The following is a 25,187-nucleotide window of genomic DNA, read 5'->3' on the forward strand; positions in this document are numbered from 1 at the left end:
AAGTGATTTTTGCGGCCTCAGGCGACGGGATGACCAGCCGCTCTCTTTTCGGGGGGCGGCTGGCGCTTTCGTCCACTTTGGGCGGTATCGCCCGGGCGTGGAGGCGCGCCGGGGCGGTACCGCACCGAGTGTTGTTGGTTACAAGTTCGAGACCTGGCGCTGGGCCCGGTACCCTGGACCCCCGTGCGCCTAGGGGTACTCGACGTCGGTTCCAACACCGTCCACCTGCTCGTGGTCGACGCCCACCGTGGCGCCCACCCGACGCCGATGCATTCCGAAAAGTCCGTGCTCCGCCTGGCCGAGCAGCTGACCCCGGGTGGCGAGCTCAGCAAGGCCGGCGCCGACGACCTCGTGACCGCCGTCGAATCCGCCAAGGACGCCGCCGCGCGGCTCGGCTGCGAAGAGGTCATGGCCTTCGCCACCTCCGCGGTCCGCGAAGCGAAGAACTCCGCGAAGGTGCTGGCTCGCGTGGCCGACCGGACCGGCGTCGACCTGCAGGTCCTCTCCGGCACCGACGAAGCCCGCCTCACCTTCCTCGCCGTCCGCCGGTGGTACGGCTGGTCGGCGGGCCAGCTGCTCGTGCTCGACATCGGCGGCGGCTCGCTGGAGATCGCGATGGGCCGTGACGAAGAGCCCGTCCTGGCCGAGTCGCTGCCCCTGGGCGCGGGCCGCACCACGCGCACCCGGTTCAAGCACGACCCGCCGACGCGCTCCGAGCTCGTCGCGACGTCGGCGTGGCTCGACGACCAGCTCACGGAGCTCGCGCGGAAGGTCACCAAATGGGGTGAACCCGACCGCGTCGTGGCAACGTCGAAGACGTTCCGGTCCCTCGCCCGGCTGACCGGCGCCGCCCCCTCGGCGGCGGGCCCGCGCGTGCGACGTACGCTCACGGACACCGCATTGCGCCAGCTCCTGGCCTTCATCTCGCGGATGCCGTCGGCCGACCTCGCGCAGCTCGAGGGCGTCAGCTCGAGCCGGTCGCACCAGCTGGTGGCGGGCGCGCTCGTCGCGCAGGCCACGATGCGGGCACTCGGATTGCCGGAACTCGAGATCTGCCCGTGGGCTCTGCGAGAAGGTGTCATCCTGCGGCGGCTGGACCATTCCACCGGCGCGGATGAAACTGGAGCGGCCCTCGTGGCGCGCTTCGGCGCACAGGAGGACCGGTGAAAGCACCCGGCTGGACTTCCCGGACGGACAACGGGCACGGTGGAGAGGTGACGGACATGCAGAGGTCGGCGTACAGCGCGCGCTGCGCGGCCAGGATGCCGTCGGGTACCTCCTCGCGAGGTGCCGAGGAACCGGAGCGCGCAGGGGACTACCAGGTATGACGGACCAGACCGGAGACGGCCAGCCGCAGAAGACCGTGGCTGAGCTGCTCGCCCAGCACGGTGCCCAGGTCGACGGCGGCAGCCGCCGTCGCCGGCGGCGCGCGGCCGAGGACGACGACGAGCCCGCCACCCCGGAGACCCCGCCCGGCGCGACCGGCTCCCACCGGCGCCCCGGCGTGACCGACACCGGCCCGCAGGCGATCATCGACCGGGTCGCGGGCGAAGGCACGCCCCCGCCGCCGAACCGGCCCGCCGGACGACGCCGCGCCGAGCCGCCACCCCCGCCGCCGCCCGCGCCCCGCGCGGTCCCGCAGGACTCCCAGCCGCTGCCGCGGCCGGTTCCGCCGCCCCCGGCCCGGCCCGCCCCCGGTAGCGCCGAGTCCAGCCAGTACCAGCGGCCCCCGGCGCCGCCGCAGCAGTCGGGCCAGTACGCCCGGCCACCCCAGGAGTCGGGGCAGTTCGCGAGCCCGCCGCCGCGGCCGCCGCAGGACTCCGGGCAGTACGCGAGCCCGCAGGAGTCCGCGCAGCTGCCCGTGCCGCCGCGCGCGCCCCGGCGTCAGCCGCCGCCCCCGCAGCCGTCCCAGCAGCTGCCCACCCCGCCGCCGCCCGCGGCGGAGGAGACCCGGGGGGCGGTCCCGCCGGTCCGGCGCCGCCCGCCGCCCCCTTCGCAGCAGCTGCCGACCCCGCCGCCGCAGCCGTCCCAGCAGCTGCCGACGCCGCCCCCGGGCGGACCGCTGTCGGCCCGGCTCGACGGCCTCAACGGCACCCCGGACGCCGACGTCGACGGCCCGCCCGGCCCGATGGCCAGCGGCACGTTCTCGACGCCGTCGGCCGCGCCCGGGCGGCCGCGCCGGGGCCCGGCGCGCCGTCCGCAGCCGCAGCAGGAGGCGTACACCGAGCAGTTCGACGCCGTGGCCGGCGAGCCGCTGCTCCCGCCGGCGCCGGGCAAGAAGAAGCCCGACTCGCCCCCGCCGTCGTCGCCGGGCGGGCTCGCGAACTGGCGCAAGCGCCGGCAGAAGGAGCAGCTGGAGGACACCGAGATCGGCGTCATGCCGGTGGTGCCCACCGACGCCCCGGCCGACGGCTACCCCGAAGACGACTTCGAGCCCGAGGGCTTCGCGCCGGAGGGCAGCGGCTACCAGGCCGCCTACGACGCGGGGCCGCCGACCGGCACCTACCCGCCGCCGATGCCGTTCGCGCCCGGCGACCGCGCCTCGCGCGCGCCGATCCCGGACGACCTCGAGCCCTACGAGCGCGAGTTCGCCGACGGCTACCCGGCCGACGGCCCGGACTTCGAGCAGGACGACTACGGCTACGAACAGGGCGAAGGCTACGAGGACGACGAGTACGACGACGCGCCCGAGCCGGTCGCGGAGCCGGAGCCCGCGACCTCGCCCGGCAAGGCGTGGCTGGCGCTGGCCGGCCAGCTGGCGATGGGTGTCGTCGGCGGCGCGGCCGTGTGGCTGGGCTTCAACTGGCTGTGGGTGAACATCCCGGCGGCCGCCCTGGTGGCGGCGCTGCTGGTGGTGGTCGCGCTGGTCTGGATCGTGCGGAAGATCCGCCGGGCCGAAGACCTGCAGACCACGGTGCTGGCGGTGCTGGTCGGCCTGGTCGTGACGGTGTCCCCGGCGGCGTTGCTGCTCGTCGGCCGCTGACGCCCACGGGCTGCCGGGCGGGCGCACTGAGATCCGCGTCCCGTTCGGCGCACGCCCCTGCTCCGCGCCCTCGGTGACGAGGCAGGATGGCGCGCGTGACAGACGAGAAGCCGGTCCCCGTCGGGCTCAGCACGGCGTCCGTGTGGCCCCTCAAGGCCGGCACCGCCTTCGAGCTCGCCTCCGAGCTCGGGTACGACGGCGTCGAGGTCATGGTCTGGGCCGACCCGGTCAGCCAGGACGTCAGCGCCCTGCGCCGGTGGTCGCGCCGGACCGGGGTGCCCGTGCTGTCGATCCACTCGCCGTCGCTGCTGATCACCCAGCGGATCTGGTCGCCCGATCCGGTGGTGCGGCTGCGGATGTCCGTCGAAGCCGCGGCCGAGCTCGGCGCGCGGACCGTCGTCGTCCACCCGCCGTTCCGGTGGCAACGGCGCTACGGCGATGCCTTCGGTGATCTCGTCGACGAGCTGGAGGAGTCCAGCGGGATCGAAATCGCCGTCGAGAACATGTTCAAGGTGCGCCCACCGGGCGGTTCGAAGAATTCCCGCGTCTCCGCGTTCCGGCCCTCGATCGACCCGACGGACGTCGGTTTCCGGCACTACACGCTCGACCTGTCCCACACAGCGGCAGCCGGGATGGACGCCCTCGCGCTGGCGCAGCGGATGGGCGAAGGCCTCTCGCACGTCCATCTGGCGGACGGCACCGGCCTCCCGAAGGACGAACACCTGGTGCCCGGGCGGGGTGATCAGCCCTGCGCCGAACTCCTGGAGAAGCTGGTCAGCAGCGGTTTCGCCGGGCAGATCGTGCTGGAGATCAACACCCGGCACGCCGGCACCGGCGCACAGCGGGTCCGGGATCTGGCGGAGGCATTGCTGTTCGCGCGATTCCACCTCGGGCAGTAATTGCGCACTTGCGGTGCGGACACGACTACTCCCGGGTCCATTTACCGGGATCGAACACGTAAAGTTCCGACTGTGAAACCGTCGCGCGCGTTGATCGCCACCTCTCCGGATTCCCCCATTGGCACGGCGCGTTCGTGAGCGGAACGGACGGCACCGCCGTGTCCTTCGACACGGCGAGTGCGGCGCGGTCGCTGGGGGACGGCACCTTCACCGCGGTGCTGCGTGCGGAGTGGGCCATCGGCTCGCACCCGCACGGGGGTTTCCTGCTGGCCCTGCTGGCCAAGGCGGCGATCGCCGCGCTGCACGAACGGGGTGAGCCGCACGCGGAGCCGCTCGTCGTGAGCGCGGAGTTCCTGCACGCGCCGGCGCTCGGCCCGGTGCTGCTGCGCACGGACGTCCGCAAGGTCGGCCGCCGCGCGACGGTCGTCGAGGTCCGGCTGGAGCAGCGCGGCCGCAGCTGCGTCGAGGCACGCGTGACGACCGGGCGGCTGCCGATGCGGCGCCCGGAGTGGACGGACGTGCCGTCGATGCCCGCCGAGCCGGCACCGGGCGCGCTCGCGATGGCGGAGAGCACGGAGGGGCCGTTCAACCTGGCCAAGGGCTGCGAGGTCCGCCTCGACCCGGCAACGGCGGGTTACCTTTCGGGGCGCACCGGCGAGCCACCCCGGATGCGGCTGTGGGTCCGCCCGCGCCACGGCCTGGTCGACCCGTACTTCACGCTGCTGGCGTCCGACGTGAACCCGCCGGTGGTGATGAACCTGGGCCGCATCGGCTGGGCCCCGACGGTCCAGCTGACGGCGCTGCTGCGCACGCGCCCGGCCCCGGGGTGGCTGCGGGTGGTGGTGGAGTCGAGGTCGGTCCACGAGTCGTGGTTCGACTCGGACGCAACGGTGGTCGACTCCCAGGGGCGGCTGGTGTGCCAGGCCCGGCAGCTGGGCCTCGCCCCGGCACCGGGTGGCTGACACGCGTTTGGCACGCTTTACCGCATGACGGTCATCGCGGTGCTGGGTGCGGGCAAGATCGGTGAGGCGTTGCTCTCGGGGTTGCTGCACGGCGGCCACGAGCCCGGCGATCTGCTCTTCACCGAGCGGTACCCGGCGCGTGTCGAAGAACTCACCGCGCGCTACGGCATCCGGGGTGTTGAGGTCGAGGACGCCGCCAAGCAGGCCGATGTCCTGGTTGTCGCCGTCAAGCCGCAGGACATCGAGCCCGTGCTCGATGAGCTTGCGCCGCTGCTGAACCCGTCGTCGCTCGTCGTGTCGCTCTGCGCGGGCCTGCCGACGTCGCTTTACGAGCGGCGGCTGGCCGAGGGCGTTCCGGTCGTTCGGGTCATGCCGAACACACCGATGCTGGTCAACGAGGCCATGAGCGCCATCTCGGCCGGGCGGCACGCCACCGCCGAGCACCTCGCCGTCGTGCGCGATCTGCTCTCGCATGTCGGCAAGGTCGTCGAGGTGCCCGAAGGCCAGCAAGACGCCGTCACCGCCCTGTCCGGCTCCGGCCCGGCCTACTTCTTCTACCTGGTCGAAGCCATGATCGACGCCGGCATCCTGCTGGGCCTCCCGCGCGCGCTGGCCGGGCAGCTGATCATCCAGTCGGCCGTCGGCGCGGCGAAGATGCTGGCCGAGTCCGACGAGCACCCCGTGCTGCTGCGCGAGGCCGTCACGTCGCCCGCCGGCACGACCATCAACGCCATCCGCGAACTCGAGAAGCACGGCGTCCGGGCGGCGCTGCTCGACGCGATCGAGGCGGCGAAAGACCGGTCCGAGGCGCTGGGCAAGGCTCACGAAGACTGACGGGGCCGCCAGTCCGCGGCCCAGGCGTCGAGCCGCACGAGCGTCTCGAACAGGGACTTCCCCTGCTCGGTGAGCGCGTAGCCGTCGCGCAGCTCCCACATCATCCGCAGCGTCCAGCGCCGGCCCAGCAGCGCCATGATCGGGGCGCCCGGTCGTCAGCTGGTCATCGACCGGACGATCGCGCTGTGCGGCGCCGGCGGCGAATGGGGCGTGCACATCGCCGCCTTCGCGGGCAAAGCCGGCCTCGACGCGACGCAGGTCCGCTCGCTCGCCGGCGGGAGCCCGGCCGACGGCTGCTGGTCCCCGGCGGACCTCGTGGCCGCCGTGGGCGACGACGGCGCGCTCGACCTGCTGCTCGCCTGCGGCTGGTGCCACGCCATCTCGTTCACCGTCCGGGCGCTGCGGCTGCCCCTCGAACCGGGTACCGAGCGCCCGGATTCGCCGTAATGGGCGATTCCGGCGGTATTGCACGCGCGAGTGCCCGTGCGTTAGCGCTGGTAGGAGCCCATCTCGGTGACAGGCGTCGCATTAGTCCCACCAGTCCCGCTACTCTCGATAGAGCACGTGCGTGTCGGTACCACAGGTGGGGAAGCCTCGTGGCGCGACGCGTGTCGAAGGACGCGGTAAACATGTCGCCGAACAAGAAGGAGGATCTGCCGGCTGTCGGGCAGGTCCAGTTCCTGACGGTCGCCGAAGTGGCCACGCTGATGCGGGTCTCCAAGATGACCGTCTACCGTCTCGTGCACTCGGGTGAGCTGCCTGCCGTCAGGGTGGGCAAGTCGTTCCGGGTGCCGGAAAAAGCAGTGCACGAGTACCTCCAGGGCGCCTATTACGACGTGGGCTGATCCACGCCCCGGCCAGCGGCGCGCCGCCCTACGACGTGCCCGCTGACCGGCCCGCGCGGGGTGACGGGTAACCTGGAAGACCGCTCGTGCCTGTGCGCTCCACCCGTTGGACGCTGCGCCGGGCAGCGTTACCGACGACGACCTAAGGAGCGCCCATGGGCTCTGTGATCAAGAAGCGCCGCAAGCGCATGTCGAAGAAGAAGCACCGCAAGCTGCTGCGCCGCACGCGAGTGCAGCGTCGTAAGGCCGGCAAGTAAGCCTCAGCCGTGCGTAGCCGTGGCCCGTCCAGTCTCTGGACGGGCCACGTCCATGTGGTGGGCCGGTTCCCCCCGTTCGAGTGAGGCGTTCGTCGCTTTCCGGGGCGTAGCGGTTAATAGCACGTAAGACAACCCGGAGCTACCACTGAAGAGCGGTAACATCTCAAGGGTGTCCGCGCGATGCTTCCAGTGAGTGCAGGCCCGCGCACTTCGGGTGATCGTCCACCCCCACCACGCCCTACGCCGCAGGGAGTCGCATGCCGTCGAACATCGTGCTCGTCACCGGGGTAGCCGGCGAACTGGGCGGGAAACTCCTCGCCCGGCTGGGCAACAACCCCGATTTCGAACGGGTCATCGGTGTCGACACGGTCGCTCCGGACAAGACGGTCCTGCAGCGCATGGGACACGCGGAGTTCGTCCGCGCGGACATCCGGAACCCCTTGATCGCCAAGGTGATCAGCACCGCCAAAGTGGACACCGTTGTGCACGCGTCGTGCACCGCGCACCCGGCCGGGCCCGGGCGCCGCACCGCCATCAAGGAAGTCAACGTCATCGGCACCATGCGGCTGCTGGCCGCGTGCCAGCGCTCGCCGCTGGTGCGCAAGCTGGTCGTCAAGTCGACGGCGGCCGTGTACGGCGCGGGCGCGCGCTCGCAGGCGGTGTTCACCGAGGACTCCGAGCTGATCCCGACGTCGTCCAGCGGGTATGCGAAGGACGCCGTCGAGATGGAGGGGTACGTGCGCGGGCTGATGCGGCGCCGTCCCGACATCACCACGACGCTGTTCCGCTTCGCCAACATCATCGGGCCGGCGACGGACACCGTCCTTTCGCGCTACTTCGCCTTGCCGGTCGTGCCGACCGTTTTCGGCTACGACGCCCGGATCCAGCTGCTGCACTCTTCGGACGCGCTGGCCGTGCTGGAGCGCGCGACCCTGAACGACCACCCCGGCGTCTTTAACGTCGGCTCGGAAGGGGTACTCACCCTTTCGCAGGCGATCCGGCGAGCGGGCCGGGTCGAGCTGCCCATGCCGCGGAGCGTGGTGCCGTCGGTCGGAAAGGTTCTGCGCGGCGCTCGCGTCGTGGACTTCTCCGCCGACCAGGTCCGGCTGCTGAACTTCGGCCGGGTCGTCGACATCGCCAAGCTGAAGGGCGAATTCGGCTACACCCCGCGGTGGACGACGCGTGAGGCGTTCGACGACTACATCGTCGGACGCGGGCTCCGGCCGGTGCTCGACGGCGGCAAGCTGGCGGGCCTGGCCGGCAAGGTGCTCGTCGCCGCGGCGACCGGGCAGTCGAGCCGATGAGCAGGCCGCACGACTTGGACGACTCGGGAAGCGAGGCAGAGACGGTGGGCGGTGCCGAAGCGCAGGTCATCCCCCTGCACGGACCGGGCCGGGAGAAGCCGGAAGCCGGCCGCGACCTCCGTGAGGGGGAAGCCGCGCGGGCGGACGCGCCGGTCGTCGCCTTCCCGGGCGCGGGCCAGGCGGCCCCCGAGGAACCTCTTTCGGACGCCGCGCGCTCGGCGCTCGGCTTCATCCGCGACCGGCTGACCGGCGACTACACGGTCGACGAGTTCGGGTTCGACGCCGAGCTGACCGACGCGGTGTTCCTGCCGCCGCTGCGCGCGCTGTACAAGAAGTGGTTCCGCGTCGACACGTTCGGCGTCGAGAACCTGCCGCTGGAAGGCGGCGCGCTGCTGGTGTCGAACCACTCGGGCACGGTGCCGCTCGACTCGCTGATGACGGCGGTGGCGGTCCACGACGAGACGGGCGGCCGGCACCTGCGCGGCCTCGGCGCGGATCTGGTGTTCCAGGTGCCGCTGGTGGGCTCGTTCGCCCGCAAGTCCGGCCAGACGCTGGCCTGCAACGCGGACGCGGAACGCCTGCTGGGCAAGGGTGAGCTGGTCGGCGTGTGGCCGGAGGGCTTCAAGGGCGTCGGCAAGCCGTTCTCGTCGCGGTACAAGCTCCAGCGTTTCGGCCGCGGCGGCTTCGTTTCGGCGGCGCTGCGCGCGGGCGTCCCGATCATCCCGGTGTCGGTGATCGGCGCGGAGGAGATCTACCCGAAGCTGGGTGACATCAAGGTCCTGGCGCGGATGTTCGGGCTGCCGTACTTCCCGGTGACGCCGTTCTTCCCGCTGTTCGGGGCGCTGGGCGCGATCCCGCTGCCGACGAAGTGGAGCATCGAGTTCGGCGAGCCGATCGCGACGGATTCGTACGGCCCGGAAGCCGTGGACGACCCGATGCTGGTGTTCCAGCTGACGGACCAGGTGCGGGAGTCGATCCAGCAGACGCTGTACCAGCGGCTTTCGCAGCGGAAGTCGGTCTTCCGCGGCTGAGCCGGCACCGTGTCGTCGCTCCAATCACGCGAGTCGACTTCCTGATCACGCGTGTCGTCCGTCCAGACACGCGCTGGCGCGGGTTCGCCTGTGATCAGAGGGTCGGCACGCGTGATTGAGGGGTCGACTCGCGTGATTTAAGGGACGACACGCGTACTTGGGTGGACGACACGGTGATGGGCCGGGCCGGGCTGGTCAGCGGCGGCGGTAGGCCATGCCCGCCGCCACGGCGCCGGCCAGGGCTCCGGCGCCCAGCACCGACGGCACGCCGATCTTCGCGGCCTTCCGGCCGGTCCGGAAGTCGCGGATCTCCCAGCCGCGCGCCCGGGCGACGTCCCGGAGGCCGCCGTCGGGGTTCACCGCGACCGCGGTGCCCACCGCGGACAGCATCGGGATGTCGTTCGCCGAGTCCGAATAAGCCGTGCAGCGCTTGAGGTTCAGGCCTTCGCGGGACGCCAGCGCGCGCACCGCGTGCGCCTTCGCGCGGCCGTGCAGGAGGTCGCCCACCAGACGCCCGGTGTAGACGCCGTCGCGCGTCTCCGCCACCGTGCCCAGCGCGCCGGTCAGCCCCAGGCGGCGGGAAATGATCGCCGCCAGCTCGATCGGGGTCGCCGTCACCAGCCAGACCCGCTGGCCCGCGTCCAGGTGCATCTGGGCCAGCGCGCGCGTGCCGGACCAGATCTTGTCCGCCATCAGCTCGTCGTAGATCTCTTCGCTGATCGAGGTCAGCTCGTCGACTGTGCGGCCGGCCACAAAGGACAGTGCGCGCTCGCGGTGGGTCTTGATGTCCTCTTTGTTCTCGCGGCCGCCGAGGCGGAACTTGATCTGGCCCCAGACGAAACCGGCGAGGTCCGACGACGTGAAGAACTTCCGCGCCGCGAGCCCGCGGGCGAAGTAGAAGATCGACGCGCCCATCATCATCGTGTTGTCGACGTCGAAGAACGCGGCCGCCGTGAGGTCCGGCGGGGCGGGCGGCGCGGGGGGCTCGGCGACGACGCGGGCGTGGGCGGCCTCGGCCGACGCTTCGCCCGCGAGCGTGGCGAGCCGTTCGAGCTCCTGACTCTTATCCCTGCCACGCCACGCTGACACGCAACACCGCCTCCACGTCTGTCCACGTCCCTGCGAACGTCCGGGTCCTTCGCACAGCGTAGCGAGCCGCCCACCGCGGTGTCGCAGGTGTGGCCCGGACCTCAGCCGATCACGATCGGCGGCAGACCCGGGAGCAGCGGCGGGATCGAAACCAGCGGTGGCGGCTGCGTGGTCGACGTCACCGGGGGCCGCTGCGTGGTCGTCGGGTCCTGGCCGTACACCGGCGGCGGCGTGATCCCGCCGGTCGGCACGGGGATGCCGGGCGTCGACGCGGCGTCCGACGGCGGCAGCTGCGTGCCCGTCGGGCTCACCGAGGTGCTTTCCGACGTCGACGGCTCGGTCACCGACGCCGACGGCTCGCCGCCGGACGACGGAGCCGGGCGCTGCGTGCACTCGCCGGTCGCCGGGAGCGGGCCGAGCTCGTCGGACGTGCCGGTGGTGATCTGGTAGCAGTTCATCCGCTCGACCAGCCCGCTCGTGCGCTCCTGGACCTTGCCGAGCAGGTCGCGCACGTCGCCGAACACCGGCACGGCGTCCGCCGGGAGCTTCGGCTGGTCGGCCGCGAGCCGGGCCGCCTGGTTCCGCGCCCACAGCCGGACGTCGGACAGCGCCTGCGTGCCACTGCCGTCGCTGGTCGCCGCGGTGGCCATCTGGGCGACGCCGGCGCGCAGGTCGGCCGCGAAGTCGTCGTACGCGGTGCGGTAGTCCGCTTCGCTCGCGCCTTGCGCGGCCAGTTCGCCGAGCTCCGTGACGCGGTTGGTGGCGAACTCGAGGTGCTTGCGCGCCTTCGCCCGGTCGCCGAAGGTCAGGCCCAGTGCCGTCGACTCGCCGGCCCGCTTGACGCCGTACAGCGGGTCACCGGGCAACGCGTTGCGCGAGAGCACCAGGGTCAGGCCGGAGAGCACGAGCACGAGGAAGAGCGCGGCGGCCACCAGGTCGGCGGTCCGCGGCCGCCACCTCCGACGCGGGGTGGCCGCCGCCGTCTCCAAGCGGCCCGCGATCTCCGCGCGGATCCGCTGCCGGGTCTCCAGGTCCGGGGCCCCGGCCGCACCGAGCTCGCGCAGGGCGCCGACGAGGGCCAGTTCGTCGGCGAACTCGCCGTCCCGCTGCTTCGGGGACGGCTCCAGGGCACGCGCGAACCGGTCGATCTCGGCTCGCTCACGCGCGATCCTCACTGCGCAGCTCCATCTCGGGCCGTGGCCGGTCCTGACACCGGTCTGGCAGGAGTAACGATTAAGAAGGCGTGAGGGTTACCGGTTTCGGTCGATGGGCCGAAAAGTTCGCGGGATCAGCGCAATCCGGTGGGCAGGAGTTGTGCCAAACGGCGTACCGCGCGGTGCTGGAGCGCCTTGATCGCGCCCTCGTTGCGGTTCATGATCGCGGCCGTCTCCGCCACCGACAGGCCCTGCAGGAACCGCAGGATGATGCATTCCCGCTGGTCATCGCCCAGTTCGGCGACGCAGCGCAGCAGCTCGGTGCGGGTGGCGCGGCTGATCGCCTCCTGCTCGGGGCCCGCCTGGACGCTCGCGCCGACGCTGAAGGGCGCCGAACCCGGCTCGGTCACCTCGTCGGTGACGACTTCGAGGCGGAACCGGCTCGACTTCACGTGGTCGAGCACGAGGTTGCGGGCGATGGTGACGAACCAGGCCCCGACGTCACGTCCCTGGTAGCTCACCGACGTGATCCGGCGCAGGGCGCGCAGGAACGTCTCGCTGGTGACGTCCTCGGCGAGGTCGCGGTCGCCGAGCCGGAAGAGCACGTACCGGTAGACGACGTCGACGTAGCGGTCGTAGAGCCGGCCGAACGCGGACGAGTCGCCGTCCTGCGCGGCGCGCACCAGGTCCCAGGCCTCGGCCTTCGCCGCCTCGGCGCGCTCCTCGTCGACCGCCTGCCTGCTCAGCGGCACGGACGGCGATCGGCCGAAGACGCGCTCGGCGAACATGAAGACGGGCCCGCGGCTCACGGCGGTCGGCACGGTCATCGGGCGGCACCTCCGGCGGCGGCTTCGGCCCAGTGCTGGGCCACGGTACCCCCGGAACCCGGGCGAGCAGGGGCCTGCCGGCTCGCATGCCCCACGGCCTCGTGGGCAGGCAAGTTCGTCACGGCGACTCCCTCTCTCCGGTCGCGGCGGTGATCAACACCACCCCGCAACGCAGTGCAGCATACGTGTAGTTACCGCGAAGTAGGTAGTGGCTCCGGGGTTGCAGAGGAGCGACGCTCGCGGTCAGCACCCATGACGTCGCTCCGAATGACAGACTTGCAACGGTTTGGGCCGGGCGAGGAGAGGTGGACCGCGGGTGAGTGCTCCAGAGGGGACGCAGTCGGGGGTCGGCGGGCTGCTCACGCGGGCCGCGGCCACGTGGCCGGACCACCCGGCCGTGCGCGAGACGGGCACCGGGCGAGGGCTGACGTACACCCAGGTCGAGGCGGTCGTGCAGGCGCAGGCCAGGCGGCTCGCGGACGCCGGGGTCGAGCCCGGCGACCGGGTCGCGCTGCGGCTGCCGACGTCGGTGGACTTCGTGGTCGCGTTCTTCGGCGCGCTGCGCGCCGGCGCGGTGGTCGTGCCGCTGTCGCCGCAGGCGCCGGGGCCCGAGCTCGAGAAGCTGCTCGAGCACAGCGGTGCCAAGGTTGTCATCACGCGTGACGCCGAAGAGGTGCTGCCGACCGGCGTGACGGGTCTCACGCCGGAATCCGACCCGGATGGAGCAGTCGAATTCGTCGACGGCGACCGGGCGGGCACCGGCGAGGACATCGCCGTCGTCTCCTACACCTCGGGCACCACCGGCCCGCCGCGCGGCGTGATGCTCTCGCACCGCGCGCTGCTGGCGAACCTGGCGCAGCTGAGCGGCGTCGAGGGCGTGCTCACCCACGACGACCGCGTGCTGATCACCATCCCGCTCTTCCACGTCTACGGCCTCGGCCCCGGCCTGCTGCAGGCGGTCTCGGCCGGCGCGACGGCGGTCCTGTCCGAGCGCTTCGAGGCGCAGCGCACGCTGGAGGACTGCGCCGAGCAGGGCGTCACGACGATCACCGGCGTCCCGACGATGTACTCCGAGTTCGCCGCGCTCGGCCCCGAGGAGCTGAGCCGGGGGCTGGCGTCCGTCCGGCGGATGACGTCGGGCGCCGCGCCGCTGCACCCGAAGGTGCTGGGCGCGATCCGCGAGGCGACCGGCCTCGACGTCTACGAGGGCTACGGGCTCACCGAGTGCGCGCCGGTGGTGACGTCCACGCTGGTCACCGGCTACCCGAAGCCGGGTTCGGTCGGGCGGCCGCTGCCCGGCGTCGAACTGCGGCTGGTCGACAGCGACGGCACCGATCAGGCCGTGCCGCTCGACCCGGACGACGTCGACGACGTCTTCGAGGCCGAGGGCGAGACGGGGCTGGTGTCGATCCGCGGCGCGAACCTGTTCTCCGGCTACTGGCCCGACGGCGGCCACGGGCCGGACGACGAAGGCTGGTTCCGCACCGGCGACGTCGGCTACCTCGACGTCGACGGCGACCTGCACCTGGTCGACCGGGCCAACGACCTGATCATCGTCAACGGCTTCAACGTCTTCCCGAACGAGGTCGAGTCGGTCATCTCCCTGCTGCCGGAGGTCGCGGAGGCGGCGGTGGTCGGGATCGTCGACGAGCGCAGCGGCGAGGCCGTGAAGGCGTTCGTGGTGCCGGTCGCCGGGGCGTCGCTGTCCGAACAGCAGGTCGTCGACCAGTGCGCGGCCCACCTCGCGGGGTACAAGGTGCCGCACGCCGTGGAGTTCGCCGAGTCGCTGCCGCACTCGGCCACCGGCAAGCTCCGCCGCATGCGGCTGCGGTAGTAAGGACGGCATGACGCACGAAGTGACGGTCATGAGCCGGGTGGGCTGCCACCTCTGCGAGGTCGCGGAGGCGGACGTCGCCCGGATCTGCGGCGAGCTCGCGGTGCCGTGGAAGACGGAGGACGTCGACACGGACCCGGAGTGGCGCGCGGAGTACGGCGACCGCGTCCCGGTGATCCTGGTCGACGGCGCCGAGCACGGGTACTGGCGGGTGGAAGAGGACCGCTTCCGCAAGGCGCTGGCCTGACGCGGGCGCTTTCGCCCGATGTGTCCGGCCACCCGGAAGCCGTAACACGCTCGTAAGGGGGATCGGGCAGCCTTCCGGAGCGCGTGCTCCGAAGATGGAGGCGTGAGCACTCTGCAGGAAGCGCCGCCCGAAGCGCCCAGGCGGCTTTCGCTGCCCGTCGCCACCCTCATCGGGCTCCTCGCGCTGGCCGCCGCCCTCGGGGTCGGGCACCTCGTCGCGGGCTTCGTCGGCTACACCGCTTCGCCGTTCATCGCGGTCGCCAACTACGTCGTCGACCACAGCCCGACCGGGATCGTGAAGTGGGCCGAGCGCACGCTGGGCACCTGGGACAAGCCGGTCCTCAAGATCGGGCTCGCCGTCGTGCTCGTGCTGCTCGCCCTGCTCGCCGGCCAGCTCTCGCGGCGGACGCCCCGCGCCGGGCAGATCCTCGTCTTCCTGCTCGGGGCCGCCGGGGTCGCCGCCGTCTACGCGCGCAGCGACCTCGGGCAGGTCTCGCTGCTCGCGCCGGTCGCCGCCCTCGTCGCCGGGCTCGTCGTGTTCACCCAGCTGCACCGGCTCGCGCTGCCCGTTGACCTGGTGCATGACCGCGGCTTCGACCGCCGGAAGTTCCTGCGCGCCGGGATCGGCGTCGCCGCGGGGTCGGGGATCGCCGCCGTCGTCGGCCAGGTCGCCGGGACCAGCTCGAACGCCGAGGACTCCCGGGCCGCCGTCGGGCCGCTCGTCCCCGCGCGGACCGCGCCACCGCTGCCCGCGGACGCCGACTTCGCGAAGCTCGGCTCGCCGCCGTTCCTGACGCCGAACGGCGACTTCTACCGCATCGACACCGCGCTGGTCGTGCCGCAGATCCGCACCGAGGACTGGAGCCTGAAGATCCACGGCATGGTCGACAAGGAGGTCACCTTCTCCTACGCCGACATCCGCAACCGGCCGCTCGTCGAACGCCGCGTCACGCTCACCTGCGTCTCCAACGAGGTCGGCGGCCCGCTGATCTCGAACGCGACCTGGCTCGGCGTCGACCTCGTGGACCTGCTGGACCAGGCCGGCGTGCAGGCGGGCGCCGAGCAGATGTTCGCCACCAGCGTCGACGGCTGGACGTGCGGCACCCCGGCGAACGTCGCGCTCGACCCGCAGCGCGGCGCGATGCTGGCGATCGGCATGAACGGCGAGCCGCTGCCGGTCGAGCACGGCTTCCCGGCGCGGATCGTCATCCCGGGTCTCTACGGCTACGTCTCCGCGACGAAGTGGGTCGAATCCCTCGAATTCACGAAGTGGGACGCCCGCCAGGCGTACTGGCTCAGCCGCGGCTGGGCCGAGCAGGCACCGATCAAGACGGAGTCCCGGATCGACACGCCGACCGGCTTCGCGGGCGTGACCGCGGGCAAGGTCCGGCTGGCCGGCACGGCGTGGGCGCAGCACACGGGCATCGCGAAGGTCGAGGTCCGGCTGGACCAGGGACCGTGGCAGCCGGCGGTCCTCTCGGCCGAGGTGAGCAAGGACACCTGGCGCATGTGGTGGATCGAGCTGGACGTGCCGAAGGGGACGCACCAGGCGTTCGTCCGGGCGACCGATCAGGACGGCTACACGCAGACGGAGAACCGCGCGGACCCGGTCCCGGACGGGGCGACCGGCTGGCACTCGGTGACCCTCGACGCCCACTGAGCCCCGGAAGTGCCTGCCGGACAAGGATTCTGACGCCGTGTCATGATCGGCGGTCCGTCCCAGCCGTCGGGAACCGCCTCCGACCAGTGACTTTGTGCGCGCGTTCACAAGTGGTCTACCGTAGGACCATCGCCCCCGGGCGGTCCGCATCGAACCGGACCCCGCGCCCTGGGTCAAGACACAGTTCGGATCGGCCGTGGCGATGGCCGCCGGGTGCACAGCGGGCAGGAGACGACGGCGTGGTGACACAGCGGGGGAGGCGCGACGAAGCGGGCTCCCCGGGCCGGCCGCCGCGCCGGTCGCGCCGGGACACCCCGGACGCGGACAACGCGCCGACCGCCGAGATCCCGGCCGTACCCGCCGACGGCAACGGCCGCACCGGGGATGCCCCCGAGGCCGTCCGGGCGAAGCAGATCCCCGAGGCGGCGGTCGCCCGCCTCGCCGTCTACCTCCGCGTGCTGTCCGGAATGTCCGAGCAGGGCGCGACGACCGTTTCGAGCGAAGAACTCTCGCAAGCCGCGGGCGTCAATTCCGCGAAATTGCGCAAAGACCTCTCGTACCTGGGCTCCTACGGCACCCGTGGCGTCGGCTACGAAGTCAGCGTCCTGGTCAGCCAGATCGAGCGCATCCTCGGCCTGACCCGGCAGCACAAAGTGGCCGTGGTCGGGATCGGGAACCTGGGCCACGCGCTGGCCAACTACGGCGGCTTCCCGGGGCGCGGGTTCCCGGTCGAAGCCCTGTTCGACCTGGACGCGGACCTGATCGGCGTGCCGGTCGGCGGCCTCCCGGTGTCGCACATGGACGACATCCCGCGGGTGTGCGCCGAGCGCGGCATCTCCATCGGCGTGATCGCCACGCCGCCCACCGCCGCGCAATCGGTCTGTGACCGGCTGGTCGCGGGCGGTGTCCAGTGCATCCTCAACTTCGCTCCCGTCGTGCTGCAAGTTCCTGCTCACATCGAGGTCCGCAAAGTGGATTTGGCCGTGGAGCTGCAGATACTCTCGTTCCACGTGGCCCGCCGCGCGGATGACGCCGCCGGTAATCAGGGCAATTCCGGATTACCCGGTGCGGGCCTGCCGTCCGAGAATGGGAAGGGCGGCCGGAACGGTTCGGGTCCGGACGGCGGACGGGAAATGGTGGTGCGCGGATGAGTGTCCTGGCGGTCGGCCTCTCGCATCGGAGTGCGGAGCTGAGCACGCTCGAGCGCGTCGCGGTGCCCGCGCCCGAGGTCGGCAAGGTCCTCGACGAGCTGCAGCAGGCCGAGCACGTCAGCGAGGTCATGCTCGTCTCGACGTGCAACCGGATCGAGGTCTACGCGGTCGTCGAGACCTTCCACGGCGGCCTCGACGACGTCTCCGCGGTGCTGGCCCGCCAGGCCGGCATGGAGCCGGCGGACCTCTACGACAGCCTGTACGTCCACTACGCCGGTGCGGCCGTCGAACACCTCTTCTCCGTCACCTCGGGCCTCGACTCGATGGTCGTCGGCGAGACGCAGATCCTCGGCCAGGTCCGGTCGGCCTACGCCACCGCGCGCGAGGCCGGCACGGTCGGCCGCACGCTGCACGAGCTGATCCAGACCACGCTGCGCGTCGGCAAGCGCGTGCACTCCGAGACCGGCCTCGACCAGCTCGGCGCGTCGGTCGTCTCCGAAGCGCTCGCCGCGGCCGGGGACGTCACCGGCAAGCACGCCGTCATCGTCGGCGCCGGCTCGATGGGCGCGCTGAGCGCGTCGCAGCTGCGCAAGGCCGGGATCGGCGAGATCACCGTGGCCAACCGCACCGACGCCCGCGCCCGCCGGCTCGCCGCGAACGTCACCGAGCAGGGCGTGCCCGCCCGCGCGATCCCGCTGTCCCACGTCGCCGACGCCGTGCGCGACGCCGACATCGTGATCTGCTGCACCGGCGCGCAGGACGCCGTCTTCGGCCCGTCGCAGGTGCTCCCGCGCGGCGGCCGTGACCTCGTGGTCTGCGACCTCGGCCTGCCCCGCGACGTCGACCCGGCAGTCGGCGAGCTGGCCGCCGTGCGCGTCGTCGACCTGGCCACCATCCAGCGCCGCATGCGCGAGGCCGGGACGCCGACCACCGAACGCCAGACCGCCAAGGCCACCGGCATCGTGCTCGACGAGGTGCGCGAGTACCTCGCCGGCCAGCGCAGCGCCGAGGTCACCCCGACCGTGACGGCGCTGCGCAAGCGCGCGGCCGAGGTCGTCGACGCCGAGCTGCTGCGGCTGGACCACCGGCTGCCCGACCTCGACGGCGCCGTCCGCGAAGAGGTCGGCCGCACGGTCCGCCGGGTGGTCGACAAGCTGCTGCACGCGCCGACCGTGCGGGTCAAGCAGCTGGCCGCCGAGACGGCCGACACCGACTACGCGAACGCGTTGCGCGAACTGTTCTGCCTCGACCCGCAGGCACCCGCCGCGGTGGCGAGCCCGACGCCCCCACCAGAGAAGAAGTAGTAAGTGACCAGAGTCATTCGCATGGGTACGCGCGGATCGAAGCTCGCGCTCACCCAGACCGGGATCGTCGCCGACGCCCTGCGCGCCACCGGCGTCGAGGTCGAGATCGTCAAGGTGACCACCCCCGGCGACAGGTCGATGGCGCCCATCGCGACGATCGGCGTCGGCGTGTTCACCTCCGCGCTGCGGGAAGCGTTGCTGCGCGACGAGGTCGACGTCATCGTCCACTCGTACAAGGACCTGCCGACCGCACCCGAGCCGGGCATCACGCTCGCCGCCGTGCCGCCGCGCGAAGACCCGCGAGACGCCCTGATCGCCCGCGACGGGCTGACGCTGGGCGAGCTGCCGCCGGGTTCGAAGGTGGGCACCGGCGCCGCGCGGCGCACCGCGCAGCTGAACGCGCTGGGTCTCGGTTTGGAAATCGTGCCGATTCGCGGCAATATCGACACCCGCATGCGCAAGGTCACCGACGGCGAGCTCGATGCCGTGGTGCTCGCGCGTGCCGGACTGGCCAGGGTCGGACTGGTCGAGGCGATCACCGAGACCCTCGACCCGATCCAGATGCTGCCGGCGCCCGCCCAGGGCGCGCTGGCGGTGGAGTGCCGGACCGCCGACGTGGACCTCGAGCACCTGCTCGCATCCACATTGGACGACGAGGGCACGCGGGCCGCGGTGACGGCCGAGCGTTCCCTGCTGGCCGCGCTCGAGGCGGGGTGCAGTGCGCCGGTGGGCGCGCTCGCCGAGATCGTCGAAGATCTCGACGCCGAGGGCAAGGTCGTGGAACGGATCTCGCTGCGCGGCACCGCCGCGATCGAGGGCGAGGAAGGTGCGGTGGACATGGTCCGGGCCATCGCGCTGGCCGACAAGCACCAGGCCGCCCAGCTGGGCAAGGACCTGGCCGCCGAGCTGCTGGACCTCGGAGCCGGAGCCCTCTCCGGTCCCGCTCAGTAGCGCTCTCGCGAGCGCTTCGAAGACGTAGGAGACCTGCGGTCGTGCGATCCCGCACGGCCGCCGCAAGAGGAGAAACGCACAGATGACCCCCGCGCGAAAGACCACCGGGCGCGTAGCGTTCGTGGGCTCCGGGCCCGGCGACGCCGGCCTGCTCACGGTCCGTGCCCAGGAACTGCTCGCCAAGGCCGAGGTCGTGGTGACCGACCCCGACGTGCCCCAGGCCGTGCTGGCCATGGCCGCCGAGGGCGCCGAGGTCCGGCCCGCCGTCGGCGAGGCCGCCGAGGTCGCCAAGGACCTCACCGCCGAGGCCAAGGCCGGCCGGCTGGTGCTGCGCCTGATCGCGGGCGACCCGCTGACCACCCCGGCCGTGGTGGCCGAGGTGCAGGCGGTCGCGCGCACGAGCGCCGTGTTCGACGTCATCCCGGGCGTCTCGCCGGGCGCGGCCGTCCCGGCGTACGCGGGCGTCGCGCTGGGCGGCACGCACACCGAGGTCGACGTCCGCGGCGACGTCGACTGGGCGGCCCTGGCGGCTTCGCCGGGCCCGCTGGTGCTGCACGCGACGTCGGCCCACCTGGCCGAGGCCGCGTCGGCCCTGACCGGCAATGGCGTCCCGGCGTCGACCCCGGTCGCGGTCACCGCGAACGGCACCATCAACACCCAGCGCACCCTCGACACCACGCTCGAGAAGGTCGCCAACGACGCGGGCGAGCTCGTCGGGCCGCTGATCGTCACGATCGGCCAGGCCGCCGGGCACCGCTCGAAGCTGTCGTGGTGGGAGTCGCGCGCGCTCTACGGCTGGAAGGTCCTGGTGCCGCGCACCAAGGAGCAGGCCGGCGAGATGGCCGAGCGCCTGCGCGGCCACGGCGCGACGTCGCACGAGGTGCCCACGATTTCGGTCGAGCCGCCCCGCAGCCCGGCGCAGATGGAGCGTTCGGTCAAGGGCCTGGTCGACGGCCGCTACCAGTGGATCGTCTTCACCTCCACCAACGCGGTCCGCGCGGTGTGGGAGAAGTTCGAGGAGTTCGGGCTCGATGCTCGTGCGTTCTCCGGCGTGAAGATCGCCTGCGTCGGCGCGGCCACCGCGGAGAAGGTGCGCTCGTTCGGCATCATCCCCGAGCTGGTGCCCTCCGGTGAGCAGTCGTCGGAAGGCCTGCTGGCCGAGTTCCCGCCGTACGACGACGTGCTCGACCCGGTCGACCGCGTGCTGCTGCCGCGGGCGGACATCGCCACCGAGACGCTGTCGGCCGGCCTGCGCGAGCGCGGCTGGGAGATCGACGACGTGACGGCCTACCGGACCGTCCGGGCGGCGCCGCCGCCCGCCGAGACCCGCGAGATGATCAAGACCGGCGGGTTCGACGCGGTCTGCTTCACCTCGTCTTCGACCGTGCGGAACCTGGTCGGCATCGCCGGCAAGCCGCACACCCGCACGCTGGTCGCGTGCATCGGCCCGAAGACCGCGGAGACCGCGGTGGAATTCGGGCTCCGGGTCGACGTCCAGCCGGAGAAGGCGGACGTGCCGCACCTGGTGGACGCGCTGGCCGAGCACGCTGCCCGGCTCCGCGCGGAGGGCGCGCTGCCGCCGCCGCGGAAGGCTAAGCGGGCCCGCCGCTCCTGAAGCACTGCGTGACGAAGGCCGCCCCGGTCCGCCGGGGCGGCCTTCGCTCGTTCAGCGGGGGTTGGTCTCGCGCCACTTCCGGTAGTCGGCGACCGAGGCCGGTACGTCGAACCGGGGCTTGAAGCCCGTGTCCGCCGTCAGGCGGGAGATGTCCAGGTACGGGCCGTTCGCGCCGCCCGGCGGGAGGTCGATCCCGAGCGCGGCCGCGAACTCGCCGTACGTGAACGGGCGGCCGCTGGACACGTTGTACGTGTCGTGGTTCAGCTTCGGGGCCGTGGTCAGCAGGGCGATCGCGCGGCCCGCGTCCGGGGCGTAGCAGACGTCGCCGCCGTCGCCAGCGTGCAAGTCCGGGGCCGGCGAAGCCGAGTTGACCAGCGACGGGATCGGGCAGAACGGCGACGCCGGATCCACCAGCGGACCCCAGATCGTGCCGATCCGCAGCACCACCGGCTCGACTCCGCTGCCCGCCAGGCTGTGCGTCGTGAGCGGCTCGACCGCCTTCTTGAACGCGATGATCAAGTGCGGCAGGGCGGCCGTCGGCAGGGAGAGGTCCTCGGTCCAGGGGATCTCCGGACGGCCGACGTACACCCCGAGGCTGCTCGCCACGGCGAACCGGCGGACACCCCAGGCGCGGGCCGCGTCGAGGGCGTTGACCAGGCCGGTCAGATCCGTGCGGAAGAAGTCCACCGGGTCTTCGCCCGGGATGCTGCCCGCCAGGTGGACGATGTCGCTGATGTCGTGGCGCGAACCGAGCGCGAGGAACGCGTCCCGGTCGGTGACGTCGAGCTGCTCCACCGCGACCCGGCCCGCGAGGAACGACGGGACGTCGAGCCGGCGGTGGCCGGTGACGACTACCCCGTGGCCGAGGTCGAGCAGGGCGCGGGCGGTGTGGGCGCCGATCATGCCGAGGCCGCCGGTGACGAGGATCATCGCGCCAGGCTAGGGACGCCCTCCAGCGGGTTCTTGAACGAATCGCGCAGGAACGGCCGGTAGGACGCGGAGTGGTCGTGCCCGCAGGCGCACTCCTCGACGCTGCCGCCCAGCAGCCCGCGTGGGGTGAGGCCGGTCAGCCGGACGCACTCCCGGTTGAGGTGGGCCTGGTCGGCGTACCCGGCGTCGGCGGCGAGCCCGGCCGCGCTCCGGAGCCCGGCCTGGGCCAGCGCGAGGAAACCCTGGAACCGCAGCGTCCGCTGCAGGACCTTCGGCGGGACGCCCACCGCGTGCAGGCAGCGGCGCCGCAGCTGGCTGGGGGAGAGCGCCAGCCGCGCGGCCAGGGAGTCGATGTCGACCGGGTGCCACGGCATCAGCGCGTCGACGGCCTCGGCCACCAGCGGATCCGTTGCCTGCCGCGGCAGGCGGGCCTGCAGGACCGCGAGGGCGCGCTCCGGCGTTCCGGCGAGGCTCACGGCCGCCGCGAGCCGGTCGGCCCGGGGCCCCCATAGATCCGCCAGGTCGAGGTGCCGGCCGGCCAGCGCGTCGAGGGGCACCGGGAGCGGCGGGGCGGCGCCCGGGCGGAACCGCACGCCGACGAGGGCTGTGCGTGCGGGCAGGACTTCGAGCAGGGGCGAGGTCAAGGGGCCGAGCAGCCGGGGGCGGCCGCCGATCGGGAAGTGCAGCTCGACCCCGCCGGTGGGCAGGTGCCGCTGGACGTACGGGGCGGCGCCGGTGCGCTGGAACCAGACCGTCCGCACGACGTCCGCCAGCTCCGGCACGGGCAGGCGTTCGACGTACTCGGTCACGCCCTTCACCGAATCGGCCGGGCCGAACGGCGTCAAGCCATTCACCGGGCGGAAAGCGCCGCTGAGCACCCTTGCGGAACGCCGCCGAGCAGGGCGGGGGTAACTTGGAGGGGTGTTCCCAGAGCATCGTCCCCGCAGGCTCCGCACCACCCCGGCCATGCGCAGGCTGGTGGGTGAGACGACGCTGCGGCCACGCCAGCTGATCCTCCCGATGTTCGTCGCCGAAGGCCTTGACCAGCCGAAGGCGATCTCGAGCATGCCGGGCGTCGTGCAGCACACCCGTGACACGCTGCGGAAGGCCGCCGTCGACGCGGTCAACGCCGGGGTCGGCGGGCTCATGCTCTTCGGCGTCCCCGAGCACCGCGACGCCGAGGGCTCCGGGGCGGTCGACGAGAACGGCATCCTCAACGTCGCCCTGCGCGACCTGCGGCACGAGCTCGGCGACGCCACCGTGCTGATGGCCGACACCTGCCTCGACGAGTTCACCGACCACGGCCACTGCGGCGTCCTCGACGCCGACGGCGGGGTCGACAACGACGCCACCCTGCGCCTCTACGCCGAGATGGCCGTCGCGCAGGCCGAAGCCGGGGCGCACGTGCTCGGGCCGTCCGGGATGATGGACGGCCAGATCGGCGTCATCCGCCGCGCGCTCGACGAGGTCGGGCACAACGACAAGGCGATCCTCGCGTACTCCGCGAAGTACGCCAGCGCGTTCTACGGCCCGTTCCGCGAGGCCGTCGACTCGCAGCTCAAGGGCGACCGCAAGACCTACCAGCAGGATCCGGGCAACGCCCGCGAGGCGCTGCGCGAGATCGAGCTGGACCTCGCCGAGGGTGCGGACATGGTCATGGTCAAGCCCGCGCTGTCCTATTTGGACGTCATCAAGGCGGCCGCGGACATCTCCCCGGTCCCGGTGGCGGCGTACAACATCTCGGGCGAGTACGCGATGGTCGAGGCCGCCGCGGCGAACGGCTGGCTGGACCGCGAGCGCACGGTCCTCGAGGTCCTGACGTCGATCCGCCGCGCCGGCGCCGACCTGATCCTCACGTACTGGGCCGCCGAGGCCGCTGCCTGGCTGGACTGACCAGCTATATTCACCCGCGTGGCGGACAGCAACCCCGAAAAAGCCGACATTGAGGACCTCAGCGGTCTCACGGACGACGAACGACGCAAAAAGGGCCGCTCGCCGGACCCGCTGATGCCGGGTCAGAAGGCACCGAAGGCGACACCGCCGCGGCCCGTGGCGATCTCGTTCTGGCTGTGGCTCGTCGGCGGCGTGGTGCTGATTCTCAGCTACGTGCAGCTGCTGACCAGCAAGTCCGCGGTCATCGACCAGTACGTCAAGGGCACGACGGACCCGAAGTACACGCCGCAGATGATCGCGGACGGCGTCACCGCGCTGCTCTGGTACCTGCTCGGCGGGGCGATCGTCTTCACGCTGCTGTTCCTGCTCTTCGCGTACAAGGCCCGCGAAGGCACGCGCTCGGCCCGGACCGTGCTGACCATCCTGCCGATCGTCATGGTGCTGCTGATCATGGTCGTCGCGCCGATCATCAACTACCTGACGCTGGTCGCGGTGCTGCTGTTCGTCATCGCGCTGGTGATGATGTACCTGCCGTCGGTGGCCGGCTACTTCCCGAAGGCCGGCCGCAAGCCGTGAGTGACCGGCTCTACGCCGAGTCCGGCGTGAGCTGGGCCGCCATCGTGTGGGGCCCGGTGTTCGCACTGGTCGGCGCCTTGGCGGAGCTCGCGACGGGCGGGCCGGTGCACATCGTGGGCTGGCTGATGGTCGGCGCCGGGCTGTGCGCGATCACCGTGCCGTGGGTGTACGCGCGGCGCCGGTTCCTCTCGCTGGAAGTCACGACGAAGCAGCTGCGCCAGGGCCGCGAGAAGGTCGCGGCGGACCAGCTGGCCTCGGTGAAGGACGTCGGCGCACCCGTCGGCGCGCGGGTCCTCGGCGGTGGCTGGTCGGTGCCGCGCAAGTACGACTCGCTGCCGGTGGAGCTGGCGGACGGCACGGTGGTCCTCGCGTGGGCGAAGGACGTCGAAGCCCTCCAGGACGCGCTCGACCGGCTCGTGCGGGCGACGCCGAAGGAAGCATGAGAAAATCGCTTCCGTGATCGACCTTCCGCAGCCCACCGGGGCCGAGCTCTGGCCGCCCGAAGAGCCCGGCCCGCAGGCTCGGCTGCACAAGCCCTGGCGGACGCTCGTCGCCGTCGTGGAGGTCGTGCTCGCCGTCGCCGCCGGGTGGGCCGCCTACGCGCTCTGGCACGGCGGGTCCGCCACCGTCGTCACGCGCACCGACGACGGTGCGGTCCTCGAGTCGCACCGGTACTTCGGCGGGATGCTCGCCGCCGCCATCGGGCTCGGGACGGTGGCCGCGATCCTGCTGGTCGACGCGGTGCGTCAGCTCTCGCTCGCGGTCCGTGCGCGGCACCCCAAGCCCAAGGCCTGATACACAGCTCCCGCACAGGGAACGAACAGTCAATTGCTAAGCGGCGG

General features: G+C 72.3%; 27 protein-coding genes. 21 read left to right on the plus strand and 6 right to left on the minus strand.

Translation table 11 applies throughout. The annotated features are described in order from the left end of the window. The first annotated feature begins 183 nt into the window (after positions 1-183). The 5 genes from QSK39_RS35100 to proC all read left to right on the plus strand — a co-directional run bounded on the left by QSK39_RS35100 (position 184) and on the right by proC (position 5,678). Complete coding sequence (locus tag QSK39_RS35100; protein WP_285482159.1) at positions 184-1,167, plus strand: Ppx/GppA phosphatase family protein; 984 nt, start codon at positions 184-186, stop codon at positions 1,165-1,167. A 157-nt stretch (positions 1,168-1,324) separates the two neighbouring features. Next, positions 1,325-2,983 carry an Rv0497 family membrane protein gene (locus QSK39_RS35105; protein ID WP_285482160.1) on the plus strand — a complete coding sequence of 553 codons (1,659 nt, stop codon included), beginning with the start codon at positions 1,325-1,327 and terminating at the stop codon, positions 2,981-2,983. Between the two features lie 86 nt (positions 2,984-3,069). Beyond that, entirely contained in the window at positions 3,070-3,882 is an 813-nt protein-coding gene (locus QSK39_RS35110) for a sugar phosphate isomerase/epimerase family protein (protein ID WP_285482161.1), read from the plus strand. A gap of 134 nt (positions 3,883-4,016) precedes the next feature. Next, entirely contained in the window at positions 4,017-4,844 is an 828-nt protein-coding gene (locus QSK39_RS35115) for a thioesterase family protein (RefSeq protein ID WP_285482162.1), read from the plus strand. Between the two features lie 24 nt (positions 4,845-4,868). Further along, positions 4,869-5,678: a pyrroline-5-carboxylate reductase gene (gene proC, locus QSK39_RS35120; protein ID WP_285482163.1), complete on the plus strand. Its 810-nt coding sequence runs from the start codon at positions 4,869-4,871 to the stop codon at positions 5,676-5,678. Here the strand turns inward: proC and QSK39_RS35125 are convergent. Continuing rightward, positions 5,666-5,815, minus strand: a complete 150-nt coding sequence (locus QSK39_RS35125) for a hypothetical protein (RefSeq protein ID WP_285482164.1) — start codon at positions 5,813-5,815, stop codon at positions 5,666-5,668. The two genes, proC and QSK39_RS35125, sit on opposite strands and share 13 nt — an antisense overlap. On the opposite strand from QSK39_RS35125, the gene QSK39_RS35130 reads away from it, so the two are divergent. The 5 genes from QSK39_RS35130 (at position 5,814) to QSK39_RS35150 (ending at position 9,115) form a co-directional block, all read left to right on the plus strand. Continuing rightward, positions 5,814-6,125: a hypothetical protein gene (locus QSK39_RS35130; RefSeq protein WP_285482165.1), complete on the plus strand. Its 312-nt coding sequence runs from the start codon at positions 5,814-5,816 to the stop codon at positions 6,123-6,125. The genes QSK39_RS35125 and QSK39_RS35130 overlap by 2 nt on opposite strands. 182 nt (positions 6,126-6,307) lie before the next feature. After that, entirely contained in the window at positions 6,308-6,523 is a 216-nt protein-coding gene (locus QSK39_RS35135; RefSeq protein WP_013222402.1) for a helix-turn-helix domain-containing protein, read from the plus strand. Between the two features lie 155 nt (positions 6,524-6,678). Continuing rightward, on the plus strand, positions 6,679-6,780 hold the full coding sequence (locus QSK39_RS35140) for a 30S ribosomal protein bS22 (RefSeq protein ID WP_007030867.1): 102 nt from the start codon (positions 6,679-6,681) through the stop codon (positions 6,778-6,780). A 257-nt stretch (positions 6,781-7,037) separates the two neighbouring features. Continuing rightward, a complete protein-coding gene (locus QSK39_RS35145; RefSeq protein WP_284748127.1) occupies positions 7,038-8,084 on the plus strand; it encodes an NAD-dependent epimerase/dehydratase family protein in 1,047 nt (348 codons plus the stop codon). Continuing rightward, positions 8,081-9,115 carry a lysophospholipid acyltransferase family protein gene (locus tag QSK39_RS35150; protein ID WP_285482166.1) on the plus strand — a complete coding sequence of 345 codons (1,035 nt, stop codon included), beginning with the start codon at positions 8,081-8,083 and terminating at the stop codon, positions 9,113-9,115. Before QSK39_RS35145 ends, QSK39_RS35150 begins: the two co-directional genes overlap by 4 nt. Positions 9,116-9,310: 195 nt before the next feature. Here QSK39_RS35150 and QSK39_RS35155 read toward each other — a convergent pair whose 3' ends face one another. The 3 genes from QSK39_RS35155 to QSK39_RS35165 all read right to left on the minus strand — a co-directional run bounded on the left by QSK39_RS35155 (position 9,311) and on the right by QSK39_RS35165 (position 12,185). Beyond that, positions 9,311-10,204, minus strand: a complete 894-nt coding sequence (locus tag QSK39_RS35155) for an HAD family hydrolase (RefSeq protein WP_285482167.1) — start codon at positions 10,202-10,204, stop codon at positions 9,311-9,313. A gap of 101 nt (positions 10,205-10,305) precedes the next feature. Further along, complete coding sequence (locus tag QSK39_RS35160) at positions 10,306-11,379, minus strand: DUF5667 domain-containing protein (RefSeq protein WP_285482168.1); 1,074 nt, start codon at positions 11,377-11,379, stop codon at positions 10,306-10,308. 113 nt (positions 11,380-11,492) lie between these two features. Further along, positions 11,493-12,185 (minus strand): sigma-70 family RNA polymerase sigma factor, encoded by a 693-nt coding sequence (locus tag QSK39_RS35165; RefSeq protein ID WP_285482169.1) that lies wholly within the window; start codon positions 12,183-12,185, stop codon positions 11,493-11,495. Between the two features lie 316 nt (positions 12,186-12,501). On the opposite strand from QSK39_RS35165, the gene QSK39_RS35170 reads away from it, so the two are divergent. From QSK39_RS35170 to QSK39_RS35200, 7 genes are all read left to right on the plus strand, one after another. After that, on the plus strand, positions 12,502-14,019 hold the full coding sequence (locus QSK39_RS35170; protein WP_285482170.1) for a long-chain-fatty-acid--CoA ligase: 1,518 nt from the start codon (positions 12,502-12,504) through the stop codon (positions 14,017-14,019). Positions 14,020-14,029: 10 nt separating this feature from the next. Further along, positions 14,030-14,266, plus strand: coding sequence for a glutaredoxin family protein (locus QSK39_RS35175; protein WP_285482171.1), 237 nt, complete (start codon positions 14,030-14,032; stop codon positions 14,264-14,266). 102 nt (positions 14,267-14,368) lie between these two features. After that, complete coding sequence (locus QSK39_RS35180) at positions 14,369-15,925, plus strand: molybdopterin-dependent oxidoreductase (protein ID WP_285482172.1); 1,557 nt, start codon at positions 14,369-14,371, stop codon at positions 15,923-15,925. 239 nt (positions 15,926-16,164) lie between these two features. Next, positions 16,165-17,076: a redox-sensing transcriptional repressor Rex gene (locus QSK39_RS35185; protein ID WP_285482173.1), complete on the plus strand. Its 912-nt coding sequence runs from the start codon at positions 16,165-16,167 to the stop codon at positions 17,074-17,076. Next, positions 17,073-18,380, plus strand: coding sequence for a glutamyl-tRNA reductase (locus QSK39_RS35190; protein ID WP_285482174.1), 1,308 nt, complete (start codon positions 17,073-17,075; stop codon positions 18,378-18,380). Before QSK39_RS35185 ends, QSK39_RS35190 begins: the two co-directional genes overlap by 4 nt. 21 nt (positions 18,381-18,401) lie before the next feature. Further along, entirely contained in the window at positions 18,402-19,331 is a 930-nt protein-coding gene (gene hemC, locus QSK39_RS35195) for a hydroxymethylbilane synthase (RefSeq protein ID WP_285482175.1), read from the plus strand. Positions 19,332-19,413: 82 nt separating this feature from the next. Continuing rightward, entirely contained in the window at positions 19,414-20,946 is a 1,533-nt protein-coding gene (locus QSK39_RS35200; protein ID WP_285482176.1) for a bifunctional uroporphyrinogen-III C-methyltransferase/uroporphyrinogen-III synthase, read from the plus strand. Positions 20,947-20,997: 51 nt separating this feature from the next. On the opposite strand, the gene QSK39_RS35205 is transcribed toward QSK39_RS35200, so the two are convergent. Beyond that, positions 20,998-21,876: an NAD-dependent epimerase/dehydratase family protein gene (locus QSK39_RS35205; RefSeq protein ID WP_285482177.1), complete on the minus strand. Its 879-nt coding sequence runs from the start codon at positions 21,874-21,876 to the stop codon at positions 20,998-21,000. Continuing rightward, positions 21,873-22,685: a helix-turn-helix domain-containing protein gene (locus tag QSK39_RS35210; RefSeq protein WP_285482178.1), complete on the minus strand. Its 813-nt coding sequence runs from the start codon at positions 22,683-22,685 to the stop codon at positions 21,873-21,875. The genes QSK39_RS35205 and QSK39_RS35210 overlap by 4 nt, the downstream gene beginning before the upstream one ends. A 112-nt stretch (positions 22,686-22,797) precedes the next feature. On the opposite strand from QSK39_RS35210, the gene hemB reads away from it, so the two are divergent. The 4 genes from hemB to QSK39_RS35230 are packed head-to-tail and all read left to right on the plus strand — an operon-like array spanning position 22,798 to position 25,140. Continuing rightward, complete coding sequence (gene hemB / locus QSK39_RS35215) at positions 22,798-23,769, plus strand: porphobilinogen synthase (protein WP_285482179.1); 972 nt, start codon at positions 22,798-22,800, stop codon at positions 23,767-23,769. An 18-nt stretch (positions 23,770-23,787) separates the two neighbouring features. Further along, a complete protein-coding gene (locus QSK39_RS35220; RefSeq protein WP_285482180.1) occupies positions 23,788-24,345 on the plus strand; it encodes a heme-copper oxidase family protein in 558 nt (185 codons plus the stop codon). Further along, complete coding sequence (gene mce1N / locus QSK39_RS35225; protein WP_285482181.1) at positions 24,342-24,788, plus strand: transport-regulating membrane protein Mce1N; 447 nt, start codon at positions 24,342-24,344, stop codon at positions 24,786-24,788. The genes QSK39_RS35220 and mce1N overlap by 4 nt, the downstream gene beginning before the upstream one ends. 13 nt (positions 24,789-24,801) lie before the next feature. Continuing rightward, complete coding sequence (locus QSK39_RS35230; RefSeq protein ID WP_285482182.1) at positions 24,802-25,140, plus strand: hypothetical protein; 339 nt, start codon at positions 24,802-24,804, stop codon at positions 25,138-25,140. Positions 25,141-25,187: the final 47 nt, after the last annotated feature.

Origin of the sequence: Amycolatopsis sp. NBRC 101858 (assembly GCF_030269325.1) — a bacterium.
Taxonomy (GTDB): Bacteria; Actinomycetota; Actinomycetes; order Mycobacteriales; family Pseudonocardiaceae; genus Amycolatopsis; species Amycolatopsis ponsaeliensis.